Genomic DNA, 26,243 nt, shown 5'->3' on the forward strand with positions numbered 1-26,243 from the left:
TAATTTTTTTAATCACCAAACTTGAACTATCAATTAACTACCAATACGCATGAACCCAAAATTTGAAGAAATAATACCTGTTTTTCGCAAGTTTCTTGAGCAGCAAGGCTTTCCAGGGGAAATTGTATGGGTAGCTCCAGAGCACACTATTTGTTGTGGTAGAGCAGAATGGAAAATTTTTGAGAATGAATGCGTCGATGAAGAAGATATAAAATTAAAGTATCAAGACGCAGATGATAAAAAATTTGGCGTTAGGTTTTGTGCTTTATGTGTAAACGATGAAACTTCCTACTGCTATTTAATTGTCCCCACCAGTGAGCTTGATGCTGACTATAAATTATTGACATATGAAAACGTGAAATTGAGTGTTCCGGCAGAGATGCCACATGCCAGGATTTTGCGTAGAGGTTTTCGTGCGAGTTGGTATCAAATGAGAGAATCAATAAAATTTAAAGAATGGAAGGAGCTGGTTTTTCGGATAGATTGATTTGTATTACTTGTTGCTACTTTTTGTGGGCCTGGAATGGCAAAGACATGCAACAGGTTGATTCGAAATTTTGACCTCCTTTTGCGACCGTTTAGAAAAAGAGAAGATATGTCGAACATCAAACAGGTCTTGTGTATCACTGTGTATGTAAAGCTGTCACAGGGCATTGAGAGCTTCCTTGAAAAATTCAGACATTTTGATCCACTTGCAGAACTGGATTTGGTGGATGGAGTATTGATGGTGTTCTGCGCTACAGATGAATTGAACGCGTTAATTACATCCTCCATACAAGATGCCAAGAAAAAATTTGATTGTGCTTCCTCAGTTGGGTTGATGACGCTGGTTCTTAACGAAGCTGGGGAATTGCAATCTCCGCCTATGGGCATGGCTGTCAATGCGGCCATATTGGAAGCTTCCAAGCTTCAGGGCATGCGGAATTCTGCGTGAATTTTCTCTATAGACTCAAATCGCAATATTCGCATATCAAAAAATTCCATCGTTCTACACGTGTACAAATTGCATACAATTGCACGACACTTGTTAGAAATACTCTTCCTGTCTCCTCCCTATAATCCCCATCTGATAGAGCGCGTCTTGGTATGTCTGTGATGCGCAGTAGATCAGCGCTTGCATGATGTGAGCTTGTACGGGCTCTTGTGTGTGCGCCCGGCATCTGGTTGTCGGACGCGGAAGCAGTGCACGTAGTTGTGCTGCTCAAATAATTATCTCCACTTGTTCAGGCTTTGAACATTCTGTATCCCTATAGGGAGGATGAGTTTCGTCTGTACTTTTTGTGGCTGTGCGCTGGTAGTTGGTGACTCTGAATATGTCGCGAAATTTTTGAAATGAATTGAATGAATCCACACGCAGTACCGTCCATTACGCCCTTGAGCTTGCTGGCTTCTTTACGGCAGCATCGCAGACTCATCGTGAGTTTGATAAAGCGTGAAGTGCTGATGCGTTATCAAGGCTCGCTGCTGGGTTTGTTGTGGTCTTTCTTTAATCCTGTGTTGATGCTGGCGGTTTATACCTTTGTATTTAGTGTGGTGTTCAAGGCGCGCTGGGCTGGTGGGTCTGAATCGAAGACGGAATTTGCACTGGTGCTGTTTGCGGGGCTGATGGTGTTTGGATTGTTTTCTGAATGTGTGAGCCGTGCGCCTGGTCTGGTGGTCAGCAATGTGAACTACGTCAAGAAGGTGATATTCCCTCTGGAGATTTTGCCGGTAGTGGCAATGGGGGCGGCTTGTTTTCATTTGATGGTCAGCTTTGCAGTCTGGCTGATTTTTTATTCGATATTTTTTGGTGTGCCGCCTGCGACGATTTTTATCCTGCCTTTGGTTTTGCTGCCGCTGGTTTTGTTGAGCCTGGGTGTGAGCTGGTTATTGGCCTCACTGGGTGTTTTTATTCGTGACATACATCAGGTGGTGGGTGTTGCAGTGTCAGTGCTGACATTTTTGTCTCCGGTGTTTTATCCGATAGCGGCTTTGCCTGATGGTTTTCGTGCTGTCGTTCAAGTCAGCCCTTTGACGCAGGTGATAGAGCAGAGCCGCGACGCCATGATCTGGGGCAAGCCGCTGGATTGGCAAAGCTGGTTGGTTTATTTTTTATTGTCTGGTGTTGTTGCCTGGCTGGGTTTTGCCTGGTTTCAAAAGACGCGCAAGGGGTTTGCCGATGTCCTCTAAGTTTTCCATCAAGGTCGAGCAATTGAGCAAGTGTTATCAGCTCTACGACAAGCCGCAGGACAGGTTGAAGCAAATGCTTTTTTCGCGCTCCAAAACCTATTACCGTGAATTTTGGGCTTTGCGCGATGTGTCGTTCGAGATTGCACCGGGTGAGACTGTAGGCATCATAGGTCGCAATGGCAGTGGCAAGTCCAGCCTGTTGCAGATGATATGCGGCACTTTGTCGCCAACATCGGGAACGGTGACTACGCATGGCAGGCTGGCGGCTTTACTGGAATTAGGCGCTGGTTTTAACACTGAGTTTACCGGGCGTGAAAACGTCTTGTTGAATGCGGCGATTCTGGGCTTTCCGCAAGAGCAGATGCTGGAGCGTATGGGCGAGATATTGGCCTTCTCTGAGCTCGATGATTTTCTGGATCAGCCGGTCAAGACCTATTCCAGCGGCATGTATGCGCGCCTGGCGTTTTCGATTGCGATTCATGTTGATCCTGAGATTTTGATTGTGGATGAGGCGCTGGCTGTGGGTGATGCCCGTTTTGTTGCCAAGTGCATGCGCCGTATCAAGGATATACAGAAAACAGGGGCCAGTATTTTGTTTGTTAGCCATGACGTCAGTTCAGTGCGCACTTTATGTGACCGCGCCATCTGGCTCGACAAGGGGCGCATGCTGGAGCAGGGCGATGTTTTTCCGGTGACTGGTCGCTATATGGAAATGATGTTTCAGGACGATGATGCCAGCGACGATGACGAGCATGAAGCCATGCACTCGGCCAATGTTCCTGTATTGGGAAATGTACTGGCTGAAGTGGCGGCGGAAGACATTGCACTTGATAGTCGGCCAGTTACTCACTGGGGTTCGCATAAGGGTCTGATACTTTCTGCAGCTGTGCTGGATGCCAATGGCGCACGCCGTGATGTCCATGAATGGGGCAAAAGCATGGAGATCAGGATCAGCCTGCGCATACCGCAAAGCATAGACAGAGAGCATTTAAGCGTTGCCGTCTCCATCAAGGATTTAAAAGGCAGCGACCTTATCGTTTCGACTACCCATGATTTTGAAAGCAGGCGTTTGCCAGACGATGAAGAATTTGAAGTCAGCTTCACACTCACCAACCCGTTGGTTACTGGCAAATACCTGTTGGTTGCCGCAGTAGAGAACCGCCTGCATCGCGATATTCACTATTACGAATACATAGAGGGTGCGCATTACTTTTCTTCACTCGCGGATCAGCGCTTCTTTGGGTTGTTTCAACCGCCGATTTCGCAAGAGATTGTTGCGCCTGCACTCGACCTGAAGCTAAAGAAACTGGCTGCCTGAAGGCAATGAAGCACTCTTCATCAAAATTAATCAGTGATAGATAACACGAACATGCAAACAGAAATTAATTCCCGCGCGTATTGGGATGCGCGATTTGAAAATGATTGGGTCGCTTGCAAAGGTGATAAACAATCACGTTTCTTTGCCAGCATCGCCATTCAGCAATTGCCAGGCTGGTTGCTGGACCAAATCAGGCAAGAGAAATTAAGTGTGGCTGATTGGGGTTGCGCACAGGGGGATGGAACTGATGTTTGGGCCAGCTATGTACCGGCTGATCAGATTAAGGGGGTGGACTTTTCTGCTGCGGCGATACAACAGGCGCATGCACGTTATCCAGGATTGCGGTTTGCAAATACTGACTGGCTGTCATCATCAACATCAGATCAGGATGTATTTGATGTGGTATTTTCTTCGAATACGCTGGAGCATTTTCATCAGCCCTACCAAGTTTTGCAAACGCTGAGCCAGCGAGCGAGCAAGGCACTGGTGTTGGCCTTGCCTTACCGCGAGCTGGAGCGAGAGAGCGAGCATTTCTATTCTTTCTTGCCTGAGAATATTCCACTGCAACTGGAAAATGGTTTCAGCCTCGTTTGGGCCAAAGTACTGGATTGCCGCCCATTGCCAAACAGCCTGTGGCAGGGTGAGCAAATCATCTTGATGTATGCAGATATGGGCTGGCTTAAGAAACTGGGCTTGCGTTTGAGTCATGTGCACTTGACGCAAACCGATGTGCAATCTGAATTGCTTCAATTGCAAACCTCACTGAGCGAATCGCAGCTGCAATTACAGCAGGCACAGCAAACGCAAAAATCGCTAGAGTTGGAAAGCGTTCATCAAGAGCATATGTTGCTGCAACATGAAAAAGCTTATCAACAGCAGCAACTGGATATTGCTGAATTGCTGTTGAAGTGTGAAAAGCTACAGCAAGGCATAGACGAGAAGGTGCAACAGATACTCGGCCTGAAAGATCAACTGGTGAGTAGCGAACATGCATTGCAGGCGCAATACAAAGTTCAATCTGGGTTGCAGAATTTGACAGCCGATCTGCAAAAGAAGGCAGATGACTACGACAAACTGCTCCAGCAACTTGATCTGCGTGATGCACAAATCAGCAGGATGAATCTGGATGTGCATTACAAAGAGCAGGCCATCAGGGAGATCAAGCAGTCTTATTCCTGGATATTGACGCGCCCCTTGCGTTTTACCAGGCAGTTTTTTCAAAGCCCTGGGCGTGCCTGTTATGACCTGGCGAAATTCATGTTCTGGCGTTTGCCAGCAAAAATGCGCTGGGCATTGCATGGGCCAAGGCATGATTTCGTGCGCTGGGTGAGAGCGTCGTCGCCTGCAGTAAACGCGTCGCAACTGGCATTTGCCGGAGTTTCATCAGCAAATACCAATGCAGTAACGCCTTTTGCAAGCAAAGCTGAAAAAAACACAGATTTAAGCTGGCCTGAATTCCAGCAACAGGTCTTGTCGCGTCGTGCAGATTACAAGGGCATCTTTGTGCAGGAGCTGGTGATTGACTGGAATGTACCTCTGTATCAACGTCCCCAGCATATTGCCGCTGCCTTTGGCCGTCTTGGCTACCTGGTGATTTATCGCACCGATAACTGGGCGGGCGATGATGTGCAGGGCTGCAGGGAGGTGGCGAAAAATGTCTGGATCACGAACCGTCATGAAGTCAATCAATTGCAGGATGTGGTGCGTTCATTGTATTCAACTGCCTATGCCAATACACCTGAGCTGCTGCTGGAAAACGGCAGGCGTGGCACGCTGGTGTATGAGTACATCGATCATATCGATCCGCAAATCAGTGGCGATGCAGAAAATGTGCGCCGTTTGTTGGCCTTGAAGGATTTCGCTTTCAGTGGTGGCGCAGATTATGTGGTGGCGTCTGCCAAGAAATTGTATGAAGAAGCCATCGCTGCTGTAGGCGTAAATAAAGTCATCCTTGCACAAAACGGGGTCGATACTGCGCATTATCGTCACCCTAAGCACCTGAGCACGCCGCTGCCGCAAAACCTGCAAAAATTCCGCGCCAGGTACAGCAAGGTAGTTGGCTACTTCGGTGCGCTTGCTCCCTGGCTCTGGTATGAGGCAGTGGCTGATCTGGTTAATTGCCGCCCTGATCTTGGCTTTGTGTTTATCGGGCCTGACTACTACGGTGGTTCAGACAAACTGGTGAAGGCTGACAATCTTTTGTATATGGGGACGGTGGATTATCAAATCCTGCCAGCGTACGCACGCCAGTTTGATGTTTGCTTTATTCCATTCGCTCCCGGCGAAATCGCCCGCACCACTTCACCCCTCAAATTATTTGAATACTTTGCGCTGGAAAAACCTGTGGTCGTAACCAGGGATATGGCGGAGTGCGTCGCGTTTGAGGAGGTATTTTCTGGCAACAGTGTGGAATCGCTAAGCGCCGCGCTGGATGCAGCCTTTGCAGTGAAAGATGACCCTGAATTTACCCAGTGCCTGGCTGATCTGGCAGATGCCAATGACTGGGACTGTCGTGTCAGGGCGATGGAAAAAGCATTTCAAAAACCTTCATTGCATTGAAATGCATGGACAGTAATTTCTGAATCTGAAAGTAATTCATCATGAAAAAAATATTGTGTGTCGTTGGTACCCGCCCTGAAGCCATCAAGATGGCTCCCGTTATTCTGGCCTTGAAGCAAGAGCCCTGGGCACAGGTCAGGGTGCTGGCAACGGCACAACATCGCCAGATGCTGGATCAGGTGTTGTCATTTTTTGATATTGAAGCTGATATTGATTTGAACATGATGCGTCCTAACCAGTCATTGACAACCCTCACTGGCCGCATGTTGCTGGATCTGGATGCGGTCTTGCTGGCAGAGAAACCGGATGTGGTCTTGGTTCAGGGTGATACAACAACTGTCATGACAGTATCGCTGGCCTGTTTTTACCACCGCATACCTATTGGACACGTTGAAGCGGGCTTGCGTACCTGGGATAAACAAAATCCATTTCCAGAAGAGGCAAACCGGGTATTGACCGGTCGCCTGGCACAATGGCATTTCGCCCCGACAGAAAGCTCACGCCAGAATCTCTTGCTTGAAGGTGTGGCTGATAGTGACATCATCGTCACAGGCAATACCGTGATTGATGCCTTGCTGATGACGGCGGAGCGTGAGCTGAACCTGGGTATAGAGCTGGATGCCAGCAAACGCATGGTACTCATCACTTCGCACAGGCGTGAGAATTTTGGTGAACCATTTGCTCATATCTGCCGCGCCATACTGAAGCTGGCGCAAGATAACCCGGATGTGCAGTTCCTTTACCCTGTGCATCCAAATCCTAACGTCAAGGAAGTTGCCCATGCAACGCTGGGTGAGTGCGCGAATATTCATTTGTGTGCACCGCTGGATTATGCCCCTTTTGTGGCAGCGATGAAGCGCGCTTATCTGATCATTAGCGATTCTGGTGGAGTGCAGGAAGAGGCGCCAGCGCTGGCCAAGCCTGTACTGGTCTTGCGTGAAGAAACCGAAAGGCCTGAAGCGGTAGAGCAGGGCGTAGTGAAGCTGGTCGGTGCAAATTACGACAACATCGTCGCAGAGACACAAAAACTGCTGGATGACGAGTTTGCCTACAAAGAGATGGCAAGAGGCGTATCGCCTTATGGTGATGGCCTGGCCGCTGGACGGATAGTGCGGGTACTCCAGCAGTATTATGCAGCCCAGGATAAATCTGCAGATAGTCATAGCGAAGCTGCAGTTGAAGCAGCAGTTGAAGCTGAGCCTGCATGATGCGCCTCGTTTATCTCTCTCCTGTTCCCTGGAACAGCTTTGCCCAAAGACCACATCAGTTTGTGCGCTGGTTTCATCAGCAATTTAATGCGAAGGTATTGTGGGTAGACCCTTATCCCACGCGCTTTCCAGACCTGAGTGATGTGCAACGCGTGCTGGTTTCAAAATTTGCACAGACATCCACTTTTGCTGGCACTGTCAGGGATAAAGAAAACCCGGAAAAAGCAGACTGGCTGACACTGGTCAAGGTTCCTGCCTTGCCGATAGAACCTGTGCCTGCTTCCGGGTTTTTACAGCAATGGTTTTGGCGCAAGGCCATGACAGAGATAGATGCATTTGTTGGCAACGCCAAGGCGCAGATTGTTGTTGGCAAGCCTTCCAAGCTGGCCTTGCAGGTATTGGCGCGTTATCCTGAAATGGCGTCCATGTATGATGCCATGGATGATTTTCCGGCCTTCTATGAGGGTTTGTCCAGCAGGGCTATGCAATATACCGAAAGCAATCTGGCAGCCAGGGTCAATAAGATCGTGGTTTCTTCCAGCGCAGTCTCACGTTTCTCGGCGCAGGCTGATAAACTGAGCCTGATACTGAACGCCTGTGACAGTGATAACCTGCCGCCTGCATTGCCAAGATCTGAGCAGTCACCAGTGTATGGTTATGTGGGCACGATAGGTCATTGGTTTGATTGGGATGCAGTCGTCAAGCTGGCCTCTTCGCTGATAAACACTGACCCACGCGCCGTTGTGCGCCTGATAGGGCCAGTGTTCACGCCGCCACCTTGCGCATTGCCAAAGAATGTGCAAATCCTGCCAGCATGCAGCCATGCGCGTGCCATGCAGGCCATGCAGAAATTTTCTGTAGGCTTGATACCTTTCAAGCGCAAATTGCTGACGGCCTCGGTTGACCCTATCAAGTACTATGAATACCGCTCGCTGGGGATACCGGTTCTGTCATCTGACTTTGGTGAGATGTCTTTGCGGGCGGATGAGGATGGCGTGTTTTTATACAATGGGGAAAGTGATTTCACTACCCTGCTCAAGACTTGCCTGCGGCATCGCAGCAGCGCGGATGGTCTGAGCAAGTTCAGGGCAGATAATTCCTGGGCAGCCCGGTTTGCCGGACTGATACCGTTATTTGATGCCGGTGCTGATCACAGGGGACGTAGAAAATCCACTGCCAGGCTTGAGCAATTTGCATGGCAGCGTGCTTAATCTGATGTTTTAGCGCTCAAACCGGGTTTTCAAGTTCAGAAACCACGATTCGTAATAACGGAAGCTGATACTGGCGGTGATAGTAGCTACAATCAGCGTCAGCAAGAAAACCGCAATACCTGTTTCATGAATCTGCAAGACAGCAAAGAGTTTGGTGACAAAGTTTTTGCACAACATGTGCAGCATATACATGCCGTAACTGATAGACCCCAGATAGGCGATTGGTTTCAAGGACAGTAAAGATGTCAGGGGATGGCGTTCCTGAATGACGCAAGCCCCGACCAGACCCGCAAACAATATTGAGGCAATAAAGCCAGGCAATATATTGCCAAGCAAGACTAGCAGAAGTGCCATGCAGAACACAGGCGCTGACCATGTCTGGCCAAGGATGCGGTAGAGCCAGCTAAAGTGGCTCTCATTGTTCAAGCCTATCGCCAGCAAGGCACCGATGACGATGGGTAATTGTATGATATCGAATGCACGCAGCCCTGCCATTTGGCTTGCTGCACAAACTGCAATTACGCTGATCAGGATGACGCTGGCTCTTTTGACTGAACCTGCGAGTAATAAGAGTGGTGGCCACACCAGATAGAACTGCTCTTCTGCTGCCAGTGACCAGGCAAAATAAAAAATGACCCGTCCATCCAGTGCGACAAAAATATTTGATGTGTAAGTCGCAAAGTAGATCAGGTTGTGAAAGAAAGCCTGACCTGGTTCAGAATATCTTTCCAGTACATATACCAGAACGATATACAACGCCAGTGTGCCGTAATATAGAGGGAAGATGCGCAGTGAACGGCGCAGGTAAAATGCCTTGAGGTCTATCTTGCCATTGCGCTCACGTTCTCTTAACAACAAGGTCGTGATCAAAAAACCGCTGATGGCAAAGAATAATTGCACACCTTGCGCGCCTATGCTGGTCAATATCTCATTGATGCCCGCAGGTGCAGTGTGATGCCAGATGACGGCGATGATACTGATGGCGCGCAAGCCATCCAGGGATGCAAATCTTTTATTTGACAGGTAATCGGCAAACGGCTTAAACATCCACGCTCCTGGCAGACTGGCTGGTGTGCTTGTCAAGTTTCATGTTCGTTTGGTCTGAGTGCGTTTGCTGGGATGGATAGTCTTCGGTTAAGGCAAGTTTACCTTTAAGTAAGAAAGCCCGCATGGAAATTTATCTTTGCGGGCTTTGCTGTTTGATTTGCAGGTGACAAGCAAGTTCAGGTCTCTGACCACATGCGCAAGAGATTGTGGTACTGGCCGGTCAGGCTCAAGACTTCTGCACTGTCACCAAGCAAGCTGCGCAGGCGGGTGATGTTCTGGTCCATTTCAAAGAGCATGTTACGGCGGGCGTCGTCGCGTATCATGCTTTGTGTCCATAAGAACGAACATACGCGTTCACCACGGGTAACTGGCAAGACCTGGTGCAGGCTGGTGGAGGGGTAGAGTATCAGGTCACCGGCAGGCAATTTCACTTCATGGGTGCCGTAGGTATCAACTACTTCAAGCTCGCCGCCATCATAGTCTTCCGGGTCACACAGGAACAGCGTAGAAGATACATCGGTACGCAGACTGTAGTTAGCATTGGCGACATTGCGCACAGCACCATCTACATGCAGGCCATAGTGTTCACCACCGGCATAAGAGTTGAACAGCGGCGGCACGATGCGCAAGGGCAGGGCAGCGGCGAAAAACAGGGGATTATTTTTTAATGCAGCCAGAACGATGTGGCCCAGTTCTTGTGCCAGTGCAGAGTGCTCAGGAAGTTGACGGTTGCGTTTTACCTGGGCACCCTGCGCACCTACAGTCTGTTTGCCGTCAACCCAGTTGGCTGCGTCCAGCCTTAGTCTTATTGCGCTGACTTGCTCACGGCTGAGCACGCCAGGTATATGTAACATCATTACGATTGCTCCAGAAAAAAGCCCCTCAGGGAGAGGGGCCAGTTTGATTGCTTTAGAATTTTACATTTGCTGTCAGGCTGACTGCCCTTGGTGTGCCTGGAGTATAGCGGTAGCCACTCTTGTTGATGGCAGCAACATAGACTTTGTCTGCAATGTTGTTGATGTTCAATTGCAGGTCTATGTTTTTGTTGATGGCATAGCTGGCCATGGTATCAAATACCCAGTAGGCTTCTGTTTTCGCTGGTGTGCCTACTGCGCCATCAGTGCCGCGCAACAGTGCATCAACGAAGCGTGCGCCACCACCGAGCTTGATGCCCATAGGTAATTGGTAAGATGTCCAGGCGGTGAAGCTTTGTTTAGGCGTGTAGCTCAGGTTGTTGATGCCGCTGGCAGTCACCAGTGGGCCACTCTCAACACTGGTATCCATGCGTGTATAACCTGCGCTGACCAGCCAGTTGCGGTTGATCGCGCCTGTCACGCCCAGCTCTACACCTTGCACGCGTTTTTTGCCAGTTTGGTAGTACAGCAAGTCTGTCAGGTTTTGTACTACTTCATTGGATACTTCAGTACGGTAAATCGCTGCCGTGAAAGACAATTTCTGATCCAGCAGATCCCACTTGGTACCAATTTCCATATTCTTGGTTTCTTGCGGATCAAACTTTGGATTGGCAGCGCTGCTGGCAGATGCGCTCAGGGCAAAGTTGGAACCACCAGGCGGCTGCTTGGAAGTCGAATACGATGCATAGACGCTGCTGTCCTTGGTTGGTTTATACAATGCGCCCAGTTTGAAGTTGACCAGGTTGCCGGCCATGTTCAGGTTGGTGGGGATTAACGTGCCAACCGGCAAAGTTGGGTTGGCCGCTGCTGTTGACAAGCTGGCTGCAGAATAGTCTGTCGTGTAATGGTCTATACGTACACCCGCATTGGCTTGCCATTCAGGACTGAATTTGATCGTGTCAAATACATAGGCGCTGGCAGTATTGGTTGCACCACGGGTGAAGACGGCATTACGTACCGGGTTCAGGCCAGTGACTGGGTCACGTGGGTTTGGGTTGTAGAAATTAGCTGCTGGCAAAGTACCCAGGCCATCATTACCCCAGGTATTTTGTTTTTCACTGGTGATTTCAATGCCGCCGACCATGCTGTGTTTCAGGCCGCCCAAGTCCAGGTCTGCCACCAGGTTAGTCTGGTTGGTCAGGATTTCATTTTCCTGGTCTTTCAAAGTGCGTGTGCCGCGTGCCAGTGTCCAGGTAGAGAGATCGGTTGTTGATGGCGTCAGCAGATTGGCAGTGGAACCCATGAAGGATGTCAGCAGGTAATGCTGGCTGGTTTTGCCATAGCGTGCCGTGTTGATCAGTTTTACCTTGTCGCTGAAGTCATGTTCAATGCGGCCAGTCAGCATGTCAGCTGTGACTTTGTCAAAGTCATTGACAGAGCCATAGAAATTTTCAGGATTGACTTTGGGTGCCGTACCAATGAAAGGACGTTTGGGGTCGGGGCTGGTATAGCCCGGCAGGCCCACGGTAGGTACGCCGCCATCAGGCACATTGTCTTGCTGTACATGCAGGTAATTCACATAAACGCGGGTAGCAGACTTCAGACCAAAGGCGAAGGATGGCGCAACACCCCAGCGTTTGTTTTTAACTTCATTGCGGCCAACCACACCGCTGTCCTGATCTACCACGTTCAAGCGGAATGCAGAACCCTGTTCAGCGCTGATGGCCTTGTTCCAGTCCAATGCCACACGTTTTTGGCTGCCGCTACCTACAGTCACGTTACCGAGGATGGCATCATCAAGAGTAGCCTGTTTGCTGACCAGATTGACGGAGCCTGTAGGTGCACCACGGCCACCATCTGTACCAGCCGGGCCTTTGAGTACATCGATTTGCTCGATATTGAACAAGTCACGGGAGATGGAACCCAGGTCACGCACGCCATCCACATAAATGCTGCTGGACGTATCAAAGCCGCGCATGTAGATACTGTCACCAGTACTGGTGCTGCCATTTTCACCGAGGAAGAATGCACCAACGCCTGGCGTATTGCGTAGCGCTTCTGTCAGTGTCAGAGCGCCTTGCTGATCAATCAGCTCGCGTTTAATGACGCTAATGGTTTGTGTGGTATCGACCAGCGGCTGCGTATATTTTGGGGAAGACGCTTTGTCTGCCTTGAAATCATTCTCGGTTTTTGCGGTGACTTTAACTTCTGGCAGGGCTGGGTCAGCCGCCTGTGCTGCGATAGGCAGCAAAAATGCCGCCGCTGCCACCGTCATGGTGTGGTTGATGCGCGTATTGAAATTGGAGTGCTTGCGACTCTTGATGTGAACCATGATATTTCCTGGATGATAATGAAAATAAAATACCGCTGGCTTTTCTTCAAGAATGGCTGAGGTAAGAATGTGAAAAAATCAGAGCGCAATTGTAACGAAATGAATATTGAAAGTAAATGATAATCGTTCTTATTTATATTTGATCTGCATCAATTTCCAGGCAAGTAAAATGAAAATTGTCTATGATGCAAGGAGACATGGCACTGGAAGCAACTTTTACTTGTTGTTTGGCTGAATTTTCGTTTTGGCAATAAAACGTAATTTTTTGTTACTTCGCGTGATATTTTTGTGCTTGCGGTCAACAATAGTCTGAGTACCGCGTTGATTGAGTACATTACTTTTTTTCGGAGTTCATTATGCGCAAGCTTACTATCCTGGCCACTTTAGCCCTTGCTGTTTCTCTGGCAGGATGTGCTGTCCAGCGTTATCCTTCACATGCGCAAAACCAGTACCCACAGCAATATCAGACCCAGCCGCAATATCCTGCTTACGGACAAAATCCTCAGAATTATCCGCAGCAATACCAGAATGCCTATGTGGATACAGCAACGATTGTTGGTGTGCGTGAGGTAAATGTCGGCAGTGGCGGTTCTTCTGGCGGTGGTGCGGTGGTTGGTGCACTGCTAGGCGGCGTGCTTGGACACCAGGTCGGCAAAGGCACTGGACGTGATCTGGCTACCGTTGGCGGAGCTATCGCCGGTGGTGTCATAGGCAATGAAATGGAACGTAATTCCACCCCAAGGAACAAGCTGGAGCTGACTTTACGTCTGCCGAATGGTGATCAGCGTGCAGTCCTGGTAGAGCCCAACAACTATTACCGTGTAGGTGACAGGGTCAGGGTAACTTTCCAGAATGGTCAGATGATATTGGCACCCTGATTGGTAGTGAAGTAGTCGCCGGTCATGCTTAAAAAATAAATCCGCATGCATTATTGCCTGCGGATTTATTGCTTTCAGATCAGACATGGTTCTTGACTCTCGTCTCATACAGTAAAGCCTGGGGACTCAGGCTACAATATAGCTTGCCCTTATATTAGCTGAGATGAAATCCGAACCATGTCCAAACCCATGTTGAGTACCCAAGAAGCGCTGGTTTTTTTATTGTCAGCCGTACGCCCTTTATGCGCAGCCGGGGGCGATGAAAAACTCCCCACGATTGCGGCAAATGGCCGTATCCTCGCTGAAGATCAGTCGTCTTTATTGGATGTTCCACCCGCGGATAATACCCAGATGGATGGCTATGCTGTACGCGCAAGTGATTGCGCCAGCGGCGAGACGCGTCTGCGCATCTCGCAAAGAATACCGGCCGGTCATGTGCCACAGGCACTGGAGCCAGGTACAGCGGCACGTATCTTCACTGGCGCCATGATACCTGCTGGCGCAGATGCGGTCGTCATGCAGGAGCAGTGTCAGGCAGACGGTGAATTTGTCATCATCAGGCACCAGCCACGTAGTGGCGAATGGGTGCGTCGCCAGGGCGAAGATATCCAGGCGGGCTCTACAATATTGAACGCGGGCACGCGTTTGCGGGCGCAGGAACTGGGATTGGCCGCATCGGTAGGCCTGGCACAATTGCCCGTTTTGCGTCAGCCCAGGGTCGCGGTATTTTTTACCGGCGATGAACTGACCATGCCTGGTGAAGCCTTGAAACCTGGCGCGATATACAATTCCAACCGCTTTACATTAAATGGCTTATTGCAAGACCTGGGTTGTGTTGTCACTGACTATGGCATCGTGCCAGACAAGCTGGACGCAACCCGTGACACTTTGCGTCGTGCCAGCCAGGATCATGATCTCATCATCACATCCGGTGGTGTTTCTGTTGGTGAAGAAGACCATATAAGGCCGGCAGTTGAGGCCGAGGGTAGTCTGAACATGTGGCAGATCGCCATGAAACCCGGTAAGCCTTTGGCTTTTGGTGAAGTCGGCAAGGCATTTTTCATGGGGTTGCCGGGCAATCCGGTATCGAGTTTCGTCACTTTCCTGCTGTTTGTGCGTCCTTTCATCCTGCGCATGCAGGGTGTAGAAAAAGTGGAGCCCGCAGCTTACCAGGTGCGTGCTGATTTCGACTGGTTAAAGCCGGACAGGCGCAATGAATTCTTGCGTGCCCGCCTGAATGCAGAGGGGGGTCTGGATCTGTTTGCCAACCAGAGTTCTGGCGTACTGACTTCGACTGTCTGGGGCGATGGCTTGATCGATCTTGCGCCAGGTCAGAACATACGCAAAGGCGAACTGGTACGATACATCCCCTTTAGCAGCCTGATGTAAGCTGCCCGCTTGAATTTGCTCTTATTCCCGGTATTTTAGATGATGAATATACAATTACGTTTCTTTGCCAGTGTCCGTGAAAAGCTGGGCATGTCTGAGCAAAGAGTGGTCTTGCCAGAAGATATCAGGACAGTGGGACAAGTCAGAACCTGGCTGGCAGCGCGTGGCGATGTGTGGGCTGAAGTGCTGGCACCCGGACGCGCGTTGCGCATGGCATACAACCAGCAGATGTGTGAGCCGGATACCGTTATCAGCGAAGGGGCGGAAGTGGCATTCTTTCCGCCAGTTACCGGAGGCTGATAGATGACTGACATGATAATCCGCGTGCAAACCGCTGACTTTGATTTGAATGCAGAGTTGGCGCAATTGCGTCAGGCGAATCCTGGCATAGGTGCTGTGGTCAGCTTTGTTGGCCTGGTACGCGATATCAACGATGGTCAGGACATCAGTGCCATGGAGCTGGAACATTATCCTGGCATGACAGAAAAAGCGCTGGAACAGATAGTCAAAGAAGCTGGGGCACGCTGGAAGCTGATCAATACTGTCGTCATTCACCGGGTGGGAATTTTGCAGCCACTGGACCAGATTGTGCTGGTAGCTGTGGCTACACGCCATCGTGGCGATGCTTTTGCTGCTTGCGAATTCATCATGGACTATCTGAAAACCCAGGCACCTTTCTGGAAGAAAGAGCAGACGCCAGAAGGTGCACGCTGGGTGGATGCGCGTGAATCCGACGATCAGGCCCTGCAAAAATGGACAGAGGGTGTCGCATGACCTGGCTGGGGGCGTTGGCAGTTGGCCTGGGTGCGGCGTTCGGTGCCTGGCTGCGTTGGGCTCTGGGATTGTGGTTCAACGGTGTGCTGCCCTTGTTGCCTGTCGGTACCCTGATCGCCAATCTGGGGGGCGGCTATATTATCGGTTTTGCGGTAGCTTTTTTTTCTGCCTATCCGCAGCTGTCTCCTGAATGGCGGCTGTTTCTGATTACTGGTTTTCTGGGTGGGCTGACAACCTTTTCTACTTTCTCGGCAGAAGCCATGAGCCTGCTGCACCGTGGCGACTACGGCTGGGCTTTACTGCATAGTGGCGTGCATTTGCTGGGGTCCATTATTTGCTGCTTTGCCGGTTTTGCGAGCTACAAGGCGTTCTTCCAGTAAATTGCGGGGTGTTTTTAAAGCCAGGTCTCATGTACTTGCAAATGGCTGGGCAGCATGTTGATGTATTGTACGATGCGGGGTTTCTTGCCCCGGTTAGGTCGGCTGCCATGGGGCAGGGCCTGGTGCCAGATCACCAGGTCGCCTGCCTTGCCACCCACAGGTACAGAGCCCAGGGCATGTAAATCTTCTTCCCTGGGGCTGGCATTTGCTGGTAGTGCATCCAGCCATGCTGCAAGCTTGTGCTGAAAACCTGGCACCAGGGTCAGTGCGCCTTGTTCTGGCGGTGTATCTGTCAGGTAGAGTACGCCCTGGGTTGCAAATGGCACGGGCTGGTACAAGCTCACATCCCAGTGCAGGTCTGGCCCCTGGAAGACGTGGCCTGGTTTTTCAGGGACATTAAAGCTGCAACGGTCAGTGCTTGCCCATAAATCTGCAGTCCCCCACAATTGTGCAAATGCCTTGTGTATGCGTAAAGAGCGGCGATTTTTGTCAAATGCCGGTGACTGGAATAACTGCACCATGATGTTGGCATGTCCTTTGTGGTACCACGATGCAACTTCATCTTCTTTTGCACCTAAAGCATCCCAGATTGTTTGTGCTGCCTCCGCGCAATCTGTTGCTGGTACAGCTTCGTTTAGAATGACGAAACCATGTTCAGACCAGTGTTGCAAGTCTTCGGCACTGAGTACATCAGGCATATTGCTGACTTGCTCATGCAGGCTCAGGATATCCTGAGGGAGGGGCGCATCCTCATACAAGTTTTTCAGGCGGGCAATGGTGTTGCCGGATGGCTTACCTGCTGTAGCAAAGGCCCAGTCCTGGAATTCTGTAAAACCAGGGTGGTTTTGCAAAAGATATTGTGTTGTTTGTTCCAGTCCTAGCCCTAGTACATGCAGGAGCAGGCGATCCCTGTGGAATTCGGAGTTGTGTCCGCTGCTCTTGCCACTCAGCGCTGCCGTCATGCGTGACCAGTAGCCATGCAGGCCAGGTACATCCGTTTGTTCATGTCCGCTTGAATTCGCCTGAAGCTCTGATAGTGGCATGGCTATAGCCTGAAATGTAAAAACAGCATCATAGAAAATAAAAGTCTATACCGCAATACTCGACCAGGTATTGCAATATTGCCTATTACTTCTCAAAACACATGGGTATAATCCTTGGTAATTATTTAAACCACATCAACTCTTATCATCATGAGCGCTGACACTACCTCTTTGTATCCCCCTATAGAGCCACGCCGCACTGGCATGCTGCCTGTTGATGACATACATACCCTGTATTGGGAAGAGAGCGGCAATCCCAACGGCCAGCCGGTAATTTTTCTGCATGGCGGGCCTGGTGCTGGTACGGCACCCAACCATCGCCGTTTCTTTGATCCTGAGCATTATCGTATCGTGCTGTTTGATCAGCGCGGCGCGGGCAAGTCCCTGCCACTGGGGGAATACCGCAATAACACCACGGCCTTGCTGGTGGATGACATAGAAAAAATCCGTGTCATGCTGGGTATAGAGCAATGGCTGGTTTTTGGTGGCTCCTGGGGCTCCACCCTGGCGCTGGCCTATGGTGAAGCACATCCTGAGCGTTGCCTGGGTTTTGTGTTGCGCGGTATATTCCTGTGCACCAGGGCTGAGGTTGAATGGTTTGTGAATGGCATGAAATGGTTCTTTCCTGAAGTGTACCAGCGTTTTGCCGAGGGTGTGCCAGCAGAAGAACGACATGATTTGCTGCAAGCCTATGCCAAACGCTTGTTCAGTGACGACCCCGCTGTTTACACTGAAGCTGCGCGCAACTGGAGCCGCTATGAAGGCTCTTGCATCTTCCTGTTGCCGCAGCCAGATACCATCGCCGATTTTGAGTCAGATGCAATTGCCATAGGTTTGGGCAGGCTGGAGGCGCATTACATGATCAATGGCGCTTTCATGCGTGAAGACCAGTTAATACAGGACATAGATCGTATCCGTCATTTGCCCGCTGTTATCGTGCAAGGCCGCTATGACGTGGTTTGCCCGCCTGCGACCGCACACAGACTGCACCAGGCCTGGCCAGAAGCACGCATGCAGATTATTGCCGACGCCGGTCATTCTGGTGGTGAGCCCGGCATCGCTGCTGCATTGGTGGATGCCACCGATCAGTTCAAAAAATCTGGCAAATTCGATTAAGCCTTAATCGTCCTTAGCTTGCTGTTTTAGTTCAGCATGTTCGCCGGAGGCATTTCCGGCGCACTGCCCAGCATTTCCAGGGTGAATCCCCAGTCTGCTTTTTCCACGGCGTCCTGGAATAATTTGCAAAAGCCATGCAGCAAACGCTTGCCCATGGCAATTTCAAAATTCTTGCCGCCGGCAACCGTAAATTCCATCCTGAATGGCAATTTGGCATGGACATGAAATTGTATGTTTTCTGGCAGCATGGCTTCCTTACCCAGAGGCCAGCCTTGAACATCTCCCTCTAGGGGCGTATCAAAATGGCCACTATCCTTCATCTCGGCCACTGAGGCTTCATGTTCCATTTGTACCAGTTCCGAGCTCGCATGGGCGGCGCTGGGTTTGCTCATCTTGACCTGCTTGCCCATGGCCTCCAGCAAGCCGGGCCAGAACTTCATGGTCGTCCGGCGGGTGAACAAAAGGTCTATCTCTTGCCTCATTGTCTTATCTTTTTCTGCAAACGATAATTTCAGCAATAATCTGTCCTGTTCAGGAAGATAAGTAATTTGTATCTGATGTAAATCCATGTGATCTTTGATGTAAAACAAGCTTTGGGGGATGTGTCGCGAGTTTAAACCAACTATTCTTGAAATTGGCTTAGCTGCCCCAAATTGTAAAGCTAACTAATTCTTCAGGAGAGAGTCATGCGGCTCGACAAATTAACTACCAAGCTACAAGAAGCGCTCTCTGACGCGCAAAGTCAGGCAGTCGGCAATGATAACCAATACATAGAACCTGTGCACGTCTTGTTGGCATTGATCAACCAGGATGATGGCAGCAGCCGTTCATTATTGCAAAGGGCAGGTGTCAATGTTGCCGCCTTGGGCAATGCCTTGAAAGCTGCTTTGGAGCGTTTGCCCAAGGTCAGCGGTACGGATGGGCAAGTACAGGCTGGCCGCGAACTCGTTGGCTTGTTGAACCTGGCAGACAAGGAATCGCAAAAACGCGGTGACCAGTTTCTCGCCAGTGAAATGATCCTGCTGGCACTGACAGAGGACAAGTCCGAGGCTGGCAAGCTGGCACGCGAGAATGGGCTGACACGTAAATCATTGGAAGCAGCCATCGCTGCTGTACGGGGTGGTGGCAATGTGGATAGTCAGGACGCTGAAGGTCAGCGCGAGGCCCTAAAAAAATACACCCTGGACCTGACCGAGCGCGCCCGTATGGGCAAGCTCGACCCTGTGATTGGCCGTGATGATGAAATCCGCCGCGCCATCCAGGTTTTGCAGCGCCGCAGCAAAAACAATCCTGTGCTCATCGGTGAGCCTGGCGTTGGTAAAACCGCCATCGTCGAAGGGCTGGCTCAGCGTATCGTCAATGGCGAGGTGCCGGACAGCCTGAAGTCCAAGCGCGTCCTCTCGCTGGACATGGCTGCCTTGCTGGCCGGTGCCAAATTCCGTGGTGAATTTGAAGAGCGACTCAAAGCCGTGCTCAAGGAAATCGCCATGGATGAAGGCCAGACCATCGTCTTTATCGATGAATTGCACACCATGGTCGGCGCAGGCAAGGCAGAAGGCGCAATGGATGCGGGCAATATGCTCAAACCTGCACTGGCACGCGGTGAATTGCACTGTGTAGGCGCAACCACGCTGGATGAATACCGCAAATACATAGAAAAGATGCTGCACTGGAGCGCCGTTTCCAGAAAATTATCGTTGATGAACCTAGTGTGGAGGCAACCATAGCTATCCTGCGTGGTCTGCAAGAGAAATACGAAGTCCATCATGGTGTCGATATTACTGATCCGGCGATAGTCGCTGCGGCTGAATTGTCACATCGCTACATTACTGACCGTTTCTTGCCAGACAAAGCAATTGATCTGATTGATGAGGCCGCAGCCAAGATCAAGATAGAGATAGATTCCAAGCCTGAGGTCATGGACAAGCTGGATCGTCGCCTGATACAGCTGAAGATAGAGAAAGAAGCCGTCAAGCGCGAAAAGGATGAGGGTTCCAAAAAACGCCTGATCTTGATAGAAGAAGAAATAGGCAAACTGTCGCTCGAATATGCTGACCTCGAAGAAGTCTGGAAGGCAGAAAAAGCGCTGGTGCAGGGCAGTACCCATATCAAGGAAGAGATAGAAAAAATCCGCCTGCAAATGGATGAGGCAAAACGCAAGGGCGACTGGCAAACCATGTCTGAATTACAGTATGGCCGTTTGCCAGAGCTGGAGGCACAACTGAAACAGGCCGATACCCAGGCAGACAAAAACCAGCAAGATGCCAGCAAGATGAAACTCTTGCGTACCCAGGTAGGTGCAGAAGAAATTGCGGAGATTGTATCCCGTGCTACCGGCATACCAGTGTCACGCATGATGCAGGGCGAGCGCGAGAAATTACTGCACATGGAAGACGCCTTGCATGAGCGTGTTGTCGGTCAGCATGAAGCCATTGCTGCCGTGTCGGATGCGATACGCCGTTCACGTTCTGGCCTCGGTGACCCTGGCCGTCCTTATGGTTCTTTCCTGTTCCTTGGGCCTACCGGTGTGGGTAAAACCGAGCTGTGCAAGGCGCTGGCGAATTTCATGTTTGATACGGAAGAATCATTGATCCGTATCGACATGAGTGAGTTCATGGAAAAACATTCGGTGGCCCGCCTGATAGGTGCGCCACCGGGCTATGTAGGCTATGAAGAGGGCGGCTATCTGACCGAGGCAGTCAGACGTAAACCATATAGCGTGATTTTGCTCGACGAGGTCGAAAAAGCGCATCACGATGTCTTTAATGTCTTACTGCAAGTACTTGATGATGGCCGTATGACAGATGGACAAGGCAGAACGGTGGATTTTAAAAATACCGTGATCGTCATGACCTCCAACCTCGGTTCACATCAGATACAGGCGATGGAAGGTAGTGATCCTGAAGTCATCAAGATGGCTGTCATGGGTGAGGTTAAAACTCACTTCCGCCCTGAATTCATCAACCGTATTGATGAAATCGTGGTCTTCCATGCGCTGGATGCGAAAAACATAGGAGCGATTGCCAAGATACAGCTCAAGACCCTGGAGCAGCGTTTGCGCCAGATGGACATGGGTTTGCAGGTCAGCGAAGATGCATTGCAAAAAATTGCCGAAGCCGGTTTCGATCCTGTGTATGGCGCAAGGCCTTTGAAGCGAGCGATACAGCAAGAGATAGAAAATGTTTTGTCCAAGTTGATATTGCAAGGCAAATTCGGGCCCAAGGACATGATCATGATTGATGCCAAAGACCATGAGCTGGTATTCAACAAGGGACCACAACTGGATTGAGCATGAATTGAACTCAGGACCAGGTAAATGGTCTTATAGAGCAGGATAGCAAGTTCGGGCAGCACGAGAGTGCTGCCCTTTTTTTATCTTTGCTTGAAAAAGGCCGATGGCGATTCACCAAATGTTTTTTTGAACATTGCAGAAAAAGCCGATTGGCTGGCGTAACCCAATTCTGATGCCACTTGTGACAGAGGCATGCCGCTGGTGATCAGGGGCGATGCTTTGGATAAGCGCATTTGCTGACGCCAGGCAGTGAAGGACATATCCAGTTCCTGTTCAAACAGGCGTGACAAGGTGCGTGAGGATGCGCCTACCTGCAATGCATAGTCTTCCATCGTCAGGACTGAGGCGGGATCTGCCAGTAAAATTTCACACAGATTTTTGAGCCGTTTATCCCTGGGCATGGGCAAGCGTATGGGCAGTGCCTTTGCTGCCTGCAATTCATCCATGATGACAGCCGCGATATGAAATTCACGTGAGCTTGCGACTTCTATCACTTCCATACAGGCGATCAATTCCCTGAGCAGGGGCGAAACTTCCAGTACCAGGCAGTCGGTGCCGCGAAAAGGTGCAAAATCGGCATGAATATTCAGCAACCGCAATTGTGAAGGTTCTATGATGCGCACTTCATGGGCCACATTCGGCGGTATCCAGATTGCCCTTAAAGGTGGCACGAACCAGGTGTTATTGTTTGCCAATATCTGCATCATGCCTTGGGGCGTGTAGGTAAACTGCCCCCAGGTATGACTATGCATGCTGATGACTTCTTCCGTAGGCAAATTCCTGGCGGCCAGGCGCACCGGGCGCTCAGGTGTCGGATGCTTGTCTGGTGCCTGGGGACGGGTATCGGTCAGGATTTCAATTGCCATGGTCAATCCCAGTTTGGCGGAAATGCGATAAAGTTTGTCTCTCTATCTTAAATCAGACTGGGCGAATTTGCATACACTGTTTGCTGAGTATTTGCTTTGCCATGCAAAGCGTGATTGGAAACAGTAAAGGATTACAAATGACAGCAGCAGCAATACCGCAAGCTCCGGAAAATCTTAAAAAAGATGTCATGGTTATCAGTCTGGTTGGCCTGGCGCATGGCATTTCCCACTTCTTCCACATGATACTGGCCCCTTTATTCCCCTGGATTAAAGATGCCTTCAGCCTGTCATTTGCTGAACTGGGTTTGCTGATGACGGTATTTTTTGTGATTTCTGGCATAGGTCAGGCCTTGTCCGGTTTTATTGTTGATAAAGTCGGTGCCAGGGCAGTCTTGTTTTTTGGTGTCACTTCTCTGGGCATTGCTGCCCTGGTATTGTCGACGTCGCAAAATTACAGCATGCTGCTCATGGGTTCCATGCTGGCTGGGGTGGGGAATAGCGTATTTCATCCTTCAGACTACACCTTGCTCAACAAGAAGGTATCGAGCCAGCGGCTTGGTTATGCATTCTCTGTCCATGGCATCACGGGTAATCTCGGTTGGGCAGCGGCACCCGTGTTTTTGGTGACCATCGCCGGACTGACAAGCTGGCGTACTGCCTTGTTTTGCGCAGCATTCCTGCCTTTTACCGTACTGGCTATCCTGGTCTTTTATCGTGAGCTGTTGCATACCGAAATAGTTCAGCATAAAAGCGCAGCGCATGCTGCAAAGGCCGCCGAGGGATCTATGGATTTCATGCGCATTCCTGCAGTGTGGATGTGCTTTGGTTTTTTCTTCATGATCGCCATGGCACTGGGCGGTATACAAAGTTTTTCATCGGTCAGCTTGCGTCAGATGTATGACATGTCGCTAGGATCAGCCACCACTGCCTATACCTTTTACATGCTGGCTTCTGCGGGGGCATGCTGTGGGGTGGTTTTCTGGCAGCCAGAACCAGTCATCATGACAGGACAATTACGCTGGCCTTCAGCTTCGCTGGTATTTTCTCGCTAATACTCGCCAGCGGGGGTGTGAATGCCAGTATCGCCATTTTGCTCATGGGGGCGATAGGCTTTGGTTCCGGCGTAGCCGGGCCTTCGCGCGATCTGATGATACGTGCTGCAGCACCCAAAAATGCAACTGGCCGTGTGTATGGCATAGTCTATTCAGGCCTGGATTCTGGCCTGGCGGTCGCACCGCTGATTTTTGGCGCCATCATGGATGCGCATCATCCATCCTGGGTGTTTATCTGCGTTGGTTTCTTCCAGGTGTTGGCAATATTGACGGCCGTCAATGTCGGCAGCAGGACCAGGGCATTGGCGGTTTGAAGTTTGCTGGTTAGAATGGGGTTCCACACTAACGAGGACAAATCATGAGCTTTGCTACCTGTGATATTTGTGATGCTAACGAAGACAAGATTGCTACGCATGAGCTGGCTGTTATCCCACCTATTTTCATGCGCTATGGCACAGCAGTTAAATTCAGTGGTCAGGCAGTGACGCTGAAGGTGTTTGAAGATAATTTACTGGTCAGGGAAACGCTGGAAACTCCAGGCAATGGGCATGTCCTGGTGATAGATGGCGGCGGCAGCTTCCGCTGCGCCCTTGTTGGCGGCAATCTGGCGGCACTCGCAGAAAAAAATGGCTGGGTTGGCATAGTCGTGCACGGTTGTATTCGGGATGTTGATGAAATCAACGCCTGCAATATAGGCGTGCGTGCCATGGCTGCCATGCCTTTGCGCGCTACCAAACACGGCGGCGGCATGCGCGATGCACGCATCAATATCGCGGGTGTGGCAATCAAGCCGGGCGACTGGATTTATGCCGATGTGGATGGTGTGTTGGTAGCCAGGCACGCGCTGGTGTAGTGTGATCCGGTCTGGATGATATTAACGCATACGGCCTGCAGGCCCGTATGCGTTTTTGCTTTTTTAGATGCATGCATGGCAGGCTATGGTATAAAGTCTGACTCCCGTCATTTATCCTGTTCCCTTATGTTTCTACGCGTTTTGGTGTTTGCCCTTGCCTCTGCTTCCATGATTACTGGGCCTGTTCAAGCTCAGGATAAGCAGCTCACTGCCCCTGCCAGGCTGCGTACTGAGCCATTTCAGAGCAAGAAAATCTTCCAGATGACACCGCAGGAGGTCGATCAGTACCTGGCATTTTTGCACGCCAACGTACCTGATCTGCGCCAGCGTATCGCCTTGATTGCCAGAAAAAATATAGGCCAGCCCTACAAGCTGAACCTGCTGGGAGAATTCCCTTTTGAACTGCATGACAACCTGCCCATGTATAGTCTGACGCATAGCGATTGCTTGGTGTTTGCTGAACATACCTATGCGATGGCCTTAAGCAGTTCCTGGGAAGAATTCTTCTGGACCCTGCAACGCATACGTTATAAAGACGGTTTGATAGGTGTGGTGACACGCAACCATTACACGGAAGTCGATTGGAATACCAATAATGCCTGGTTGCTTAAAGATGTCAGTGCCGGTTTTGGCTCAGACAAAGTGGCGAGCTATGACATCGTCGTTGACAGGGCAAAATTCCTGCGCGAGCAGCACCATAAAGAAACCACTATCCCCGTGCAAACCAGCCATGAAGCCTATGTCAAAGCCGACAAGGTAAGCGCTATACTGGATCAGTTGCGCGATGGTGATTTTGTGAACGTGGTATCAGACAAGGATGGATATCAATCGATTACCCATGTCGGCCTGGTCGTGGTTGACGCCAATGGCAAGCGCAACTTTCTGAACTCTGGTGAACCACAGGTCAAGGAAGAGAGCTTTGATACTTTCATTAGCCGTACCAATGAAAGAACCAGGACCAGCAAGCAAGCCAAGCCACGTCGCTTGCTAGGTTTTAAATTCTTGCGTTTGCGCGACGATATCGTCATCCCCGGTGCCGTCACTTTACCCAGACCCAAACAGGCGCAGTAAATTAAGTTACACTAAAGTTTTCTTCGCAGGGCAGTGAAGCTGGCTGGCTCCCATTCGCGCATGGCCAGCAATACCGCCGTGCCGCGCCTTTTCTTGAGCGGACTGCTCAAACTCTCGGTATGCAGCTCAGCCAGTTTTTGTCTCAGTTGGCGTATCTCAGCCTGGAATTTTTCAGCGGCGGCATCCGTCAGCATGCCGTGTATGAAATGCTGTGACTCATACTCATGACTAAACGGCGCATCCAGAAAATCTGCCATACCTGTGTCGTGGAAATATTGGCGTATGGGGCCATGTGGCAGCCAGTCAAAATCCCTGGAGATATTCAGGCGTATGCGATTATTTGGCATCAGGCTGATCAGGCATAATTTATCCAGGCGCAAGAGTTTGCTCAGACATTCTGTTTCACTGAGTTGGTAGACGTGCAGGATTTCTTCAAATTTCCAGTGATTCAGGGCGCAAACCGCCACTAGCAACAGTTTTGTGTCAGAGACCAATTCCTTTTCCTGCGCGGGGCTCAGGCTATGGATGCGGGTGTTGCTTGCATTTGCCTCCTGCGTAATCTCCATCAGGCTAAAGCCCAGAAACTGGCTGATTTGCGCCAGCCTCTCTATACTCATATTGGTGCCATTATCGGCACTCAAGAGGCGCTTGATACTGGCCTCGGACAAATCCAGTGCCACAGCCACATCCCTGTATGTTTTGCCTTGCAGCTTCAATTGCTGCTTGATGCTGTTCAATAATTGCCGGATTTCAGTCATGTTTGTGCATGCGCAAGGTTGCGGGATTTAATACTTCGATTGTTCTGTGGTGCTACTTTACCAGTATTAGTTA

At 50.4% G+C, this 26,243-nt stretch carries 24 protein-coding genes and 1 pseudogene; 18 read left to right on the forward strand and 7 right to left on the reverse strand.

Annotation, left to right across the window (positions count from 1 at the left end):
- Positions 1-49 precede the first annotated feature (49 nt).
- From UNDYM_RS10600 to UNDYM_RS10630, 7 genes are all read left to right on the forward strand, one after another.
- Positions 50-487: a hypothetical protein gene (locus tag UNDYM_RS10600; RefSeq protein WP_162041005.1), complete on the forward strand. Its 438-nt coding sequence runs from the start codon at positions 50-52 to the stop codon at positions 485-487.
- Between the two features lie 108 nt (positions 488-595).
- Positions 596-934, forward strand: a complete 339-nt coding sequence (locus tag UNDYM_RS10605) for a hypothetical protein (protein ID WP_162041006.1) — start codon at positions 596-598, stop codon at positions 932-934.
- 407 nt (positions 935-1,341) lie between these two features.
- Positions 1,342-2,169, forward strand: coding sequence for an ABC transporter permease (locus UNDYM_RS10610; RefSeq protein WP_162041007.1), 828 nt, complete (start codon positions 1,342-1,344; stop codon positions 2,167-2,169).
- Positions 2,159-3,487 (forward strand): ABC transporter ATP-binding protein, encoded by a 1,329-nt coding sequence (locus UNDYM_RS10615; protein ID WP_162041008.1) that lies wholly within the window; start codon positions 2,159-2,161, stop codon positions 3,485-3,487. Before UNDYM_RS10610 ends, UNDYM_RS10615 begins: the two co-directional genes overlap by 11 nt.
- Before the next feature lie 51 nt (positions 3,488-3,538).
- Positions 3,539-6,046 (forward strand): methyltransferase domain-containing protein, encoded by a 2,508-nt coding sequence (locus UNDYM_RS10620; protein WP_162041009.1) that lies wholly within the window; start codon positions 3,539-3,541, stop codon positions 6,044-6,046.
- 41 nt (positions 6,047-6,087) lie between these two features.
- Positions 6,088-7,254 carry a non-hydrolyzing UDP-N-acetylglucosamine 2-epimerase gene (gene wecB / locus UNDYM_RS10625; RefSeq protein WP_162041010.1) on the forward strand — a complete coding sequence of 389 codons (1,167 nt, stop codon included), beginning with the start codon at positions 6,088-6,090 and terminating at the stop codon, positions 7,252-7,254.
- Entirely contained in the window at positions 7,251-8,465 is a 1,215-nt protein-coding gene (locus tag UNDYM_RS10630; RefSeq protein ID WP_197740995.1) for a glycosyl transferase, read from the forward strand. Before wecB ends, UNDYM_RS10630 begins: the two co-directional genes overlap by 4 nt.
- Before the next feature lie 9 nt (positions 8,466-8,474).
- Here the strand turns inward: UNDYM_RS10630 and UNDYM_RS10635 are convergent, their stop codons facing one another.
- From UNDYM_RS10635 to UNDYM_RS10645, 3 genes are all read right to left on the reverse strand, one after another.
- The gene (locus UNDYM_RS10635) at positions 8,475-9,512 is read right to left on the reverse strand and encodes an acyltransferase (protein WP_162041011.1); all 1,038 of its coding nucleotides are present in this window, start codon (positions 9,510-9,512) and stop codon (positions 8,475-8,477) included.
- Positions 9,513-9,688: 176 nt separating this feature from the next.
- Positions 9,689-10,369, reverse strand: a complete 681-nt coding sequence (locus UNDYM_RS10640; protein WP_162041012.1) for a Fe2+-dependent dioxygenase — start codon at positions 10,367-10,369, stop codon at positions 9,689-9,691.
- Positions 10,370-10,421: 52 nt separating this feature from the next.
- Entirely contained in the window at positions 10,422-12,698 is a 2,277-nt protein-coding gene (locus UNDYM_RS10645; protein WP_162041013.1) for a catecholate siderophore receptor Fiu, read from the reverse strand.
- 356 nt (positions 12,699-13,054) lie between these two features.
- Between UNDYM_RS10645 and UNDYM_RS10650 the strand changes: the two genes are divergently transcribed.
- From UNDYM_RS10650 to crcB, 5 genes are all read left to right on the forward strand, one after another.
- Positions 13,055-13,576 (forward strand): glycine zipper 2TM domain-containing protein, encoded by a 522-nt coding sequence (locus tag UNDYM_RS10650; RefSeq protein ID WP_162041014.1) that lies wholly within the window; start codon positions 13,055-13,057, stop codon positions 13,574-13,576.
- 177 nt (positions 13,577-13,753) lie between these two features.
- On the forward strand, positions 13,754-14,965 hold the full coding sequence (gene glp / locus UNDYM_RS10655) for a gephyrin-like molybdotransferase Glp (protein ID WP_232063935.1): 1,212 nt from the start codon (positions 13,754-13,756) through the stop codon (positions 14,963-14,965).
- 42 nt (positions 14,966-15,007) lie between these two features.
- Positions 15,008-15,265, forward strand: coding sequence for a molybdopterin converting factor subunit 1 (gene moaD, locus UNDYM_RS10660; protein WP_162041015.1), 258 nt, complete (start codon positions 15,008-15,010; stop codon positions 15,263-15,265).
- A 12-nt stretch (positions 15,266-15,277) separates the two neighbouring features.
- Positions 15,278-15,739 carry a molybdopterin synthase catalytic subunit MoaE gene (gene moaE / locus UNDYM_RS10665; RefSeq protein WP_162044561.1) on the forward strand — a complete coding sequence of 154 codons (462 nt, stop codon included), beginning with the start codon at positions 15,278-15,280 and terminating at the stop codon, positions 15,737-15,739.
- Entirely contained in the window at positions 15,736-16,119 is a 384-nt protein-coding gene (gene crcB / locus UNDYM_RS10670; protein WP_162041016.1) for a fluoride efflux transporter CrcB, read from the forward strand. The genes moaE and crcB overlap by 4 nt, the downstream gene beginning before the upstream one ends.
- Before the next feature lie 14 nt (positions 16,120-16,133).
- Here crcB and UNDYM_RS10675 read toward each other — a convergent pair whose 3' ends face one another.
- Positions 16,134-17,162, reverse strand: coding sequence for a phytanoyl-CoA dioxygenase family protein (locus UNDYM_RS10675; RefSeq protein ID WP_232063938.1), 1,029 nt, complete (start codon positions 17,160-17,162; stop codon positions 16,134-16,136).
- 150 nt (positions 17,163-17,312) lie between these two features.
- Between UNDYM_RS10675 and pip the strand changes: the two genes are divergently transcribed.
- Positions 17,313-18,278 carry a prolyl aminopeptidase gene (pip, locus tag UNDYM_RS10680; RefSeq protein WP_162041017.1) on the forward strand — a complete coding sequence of 322 codons (966 nt, stop codon included), beginning with the start codon at positions 17,313-17,315 and terminating at the stop codon, positions 18,276-18,278.
- A 26-nt stretch (positions 18,279-18,304) separates the two neighbouring features.
- Here the strand turns inward: pip and UNDYM_RS10685 are convergent, their stop codons facing one another.
- On the reverse strand, positions 18,305-18,847 hold the full coding sequence (locus tag UNDYM_RS10685; RefSeq protein ID WP_162041018.1) for a hypothetical protein: 543 nt from the start codon (positions 18,845-18,847) through the stop codon (positions 18,305-18,307).
- 117 nt (positions 18,848-18,964) lie between these two features.
- Here UNDYM_RS10685 and clpB point away from each other — a divergent pair.
- Positions 18,965-21,567, forward strand: a pseudogene (gene clpB, locus UNDYM_RS10690) (ATP-dependent chaperone ClpB).
- Positions 21,568-21,650: 83 nt separating this feature from the next.
- On the opposite strand, the gene UNDYM_RS10695 reads toward clpB, so the two are convergent.
- Entirely contained in the window at positions 21,651-22,436 is a 786-nt protein-coding gene (locus UNDYM_RS10695; RefSeq protein WP_162041019.1) for a helix-turn-helix domain-containing protein, read from the reverse strand.
- Positions 22,437-22,573: 137 nt separating this feature from the next.
- Here UNDYM_RS10695 and UNDYM_RS10700 point away from each other — a divergent pair, with 137 nt between their 5' ends.
- From UNDYM_RS10700 to UNDYM_RS10710, 4 genes are all read left to right on the forward strand, one after another.
- Entirely contained in the window at positions 22,574-23,488 is a 915-nt protein-coding gene (locus tag UNDYM_RS10700; protein WP_370529458.1) for an MFS transporter, read from the forward strand.
- Entirely contained in the window at positions 23,398-23,802 is a 405-nt protein-coding gene (locus UNDYM_RS31340) for an MFS transporter (protein WP_370529459.1), read from the forward strand. Before UNDYM_RS10700 ends, UNDYM_RS31340 begins: the two co-directional genes overlap by 91 nt.
- Positions 23,803-23,846: 44 nt before the next feature.
- Positions 23,847-24,341 (forward strand): ribonuclease E activity regulator RraA, encoded by a 495-nt coding sequence (gene rraA, locus UNDYM_RS10705; protein WP_162041020.1) that lies wholly within the window; start codon positions 23,847-23,849, stop codon positions 24,339-24,341.
- 126 nt (positions 24,342-24,467) lie between these two features.
- A complete protein-coding gene (locus UNDYM_RS10710; protein ID WP_232063942.1) occupies positions 24,468-25,412 on the forward strand; it encodes an N-acetylmuramoyl-L-alanine amidase-like domain-containing protein in 945 nt (314 codons plus the stop codon).
- 11 nt (positions 25,413-25,423) lie between these two features.
- On the opposite strand, the gene UNDYM_RS10715 is transcribed toward UNDYM_RS10710, so the two are convergent.
- Positions 25,424-26,170 (reverse strand): helix-turn-helix domain-containing protein, encoded by a 747-nt coding sequence (locus UNDYM_RS10715; protein WP_162041021.1) that lies wholly within the window; start codon positions 26,168-26,170, stop codon positions 25,424-25,426.
- Positions 26,171-26,243 lie beyond the last annotated feature (73 nt).

This window comes from Undibacterium sp. YM2 (genome assembly GCF_009937975.1).
Taxonomy (GTDB): domain Bacteria; phylum Pseudomonadota; class Gammaproteobacteria; order Burkholderiales; family Burkholderiaceae_D; genus Undibacterium.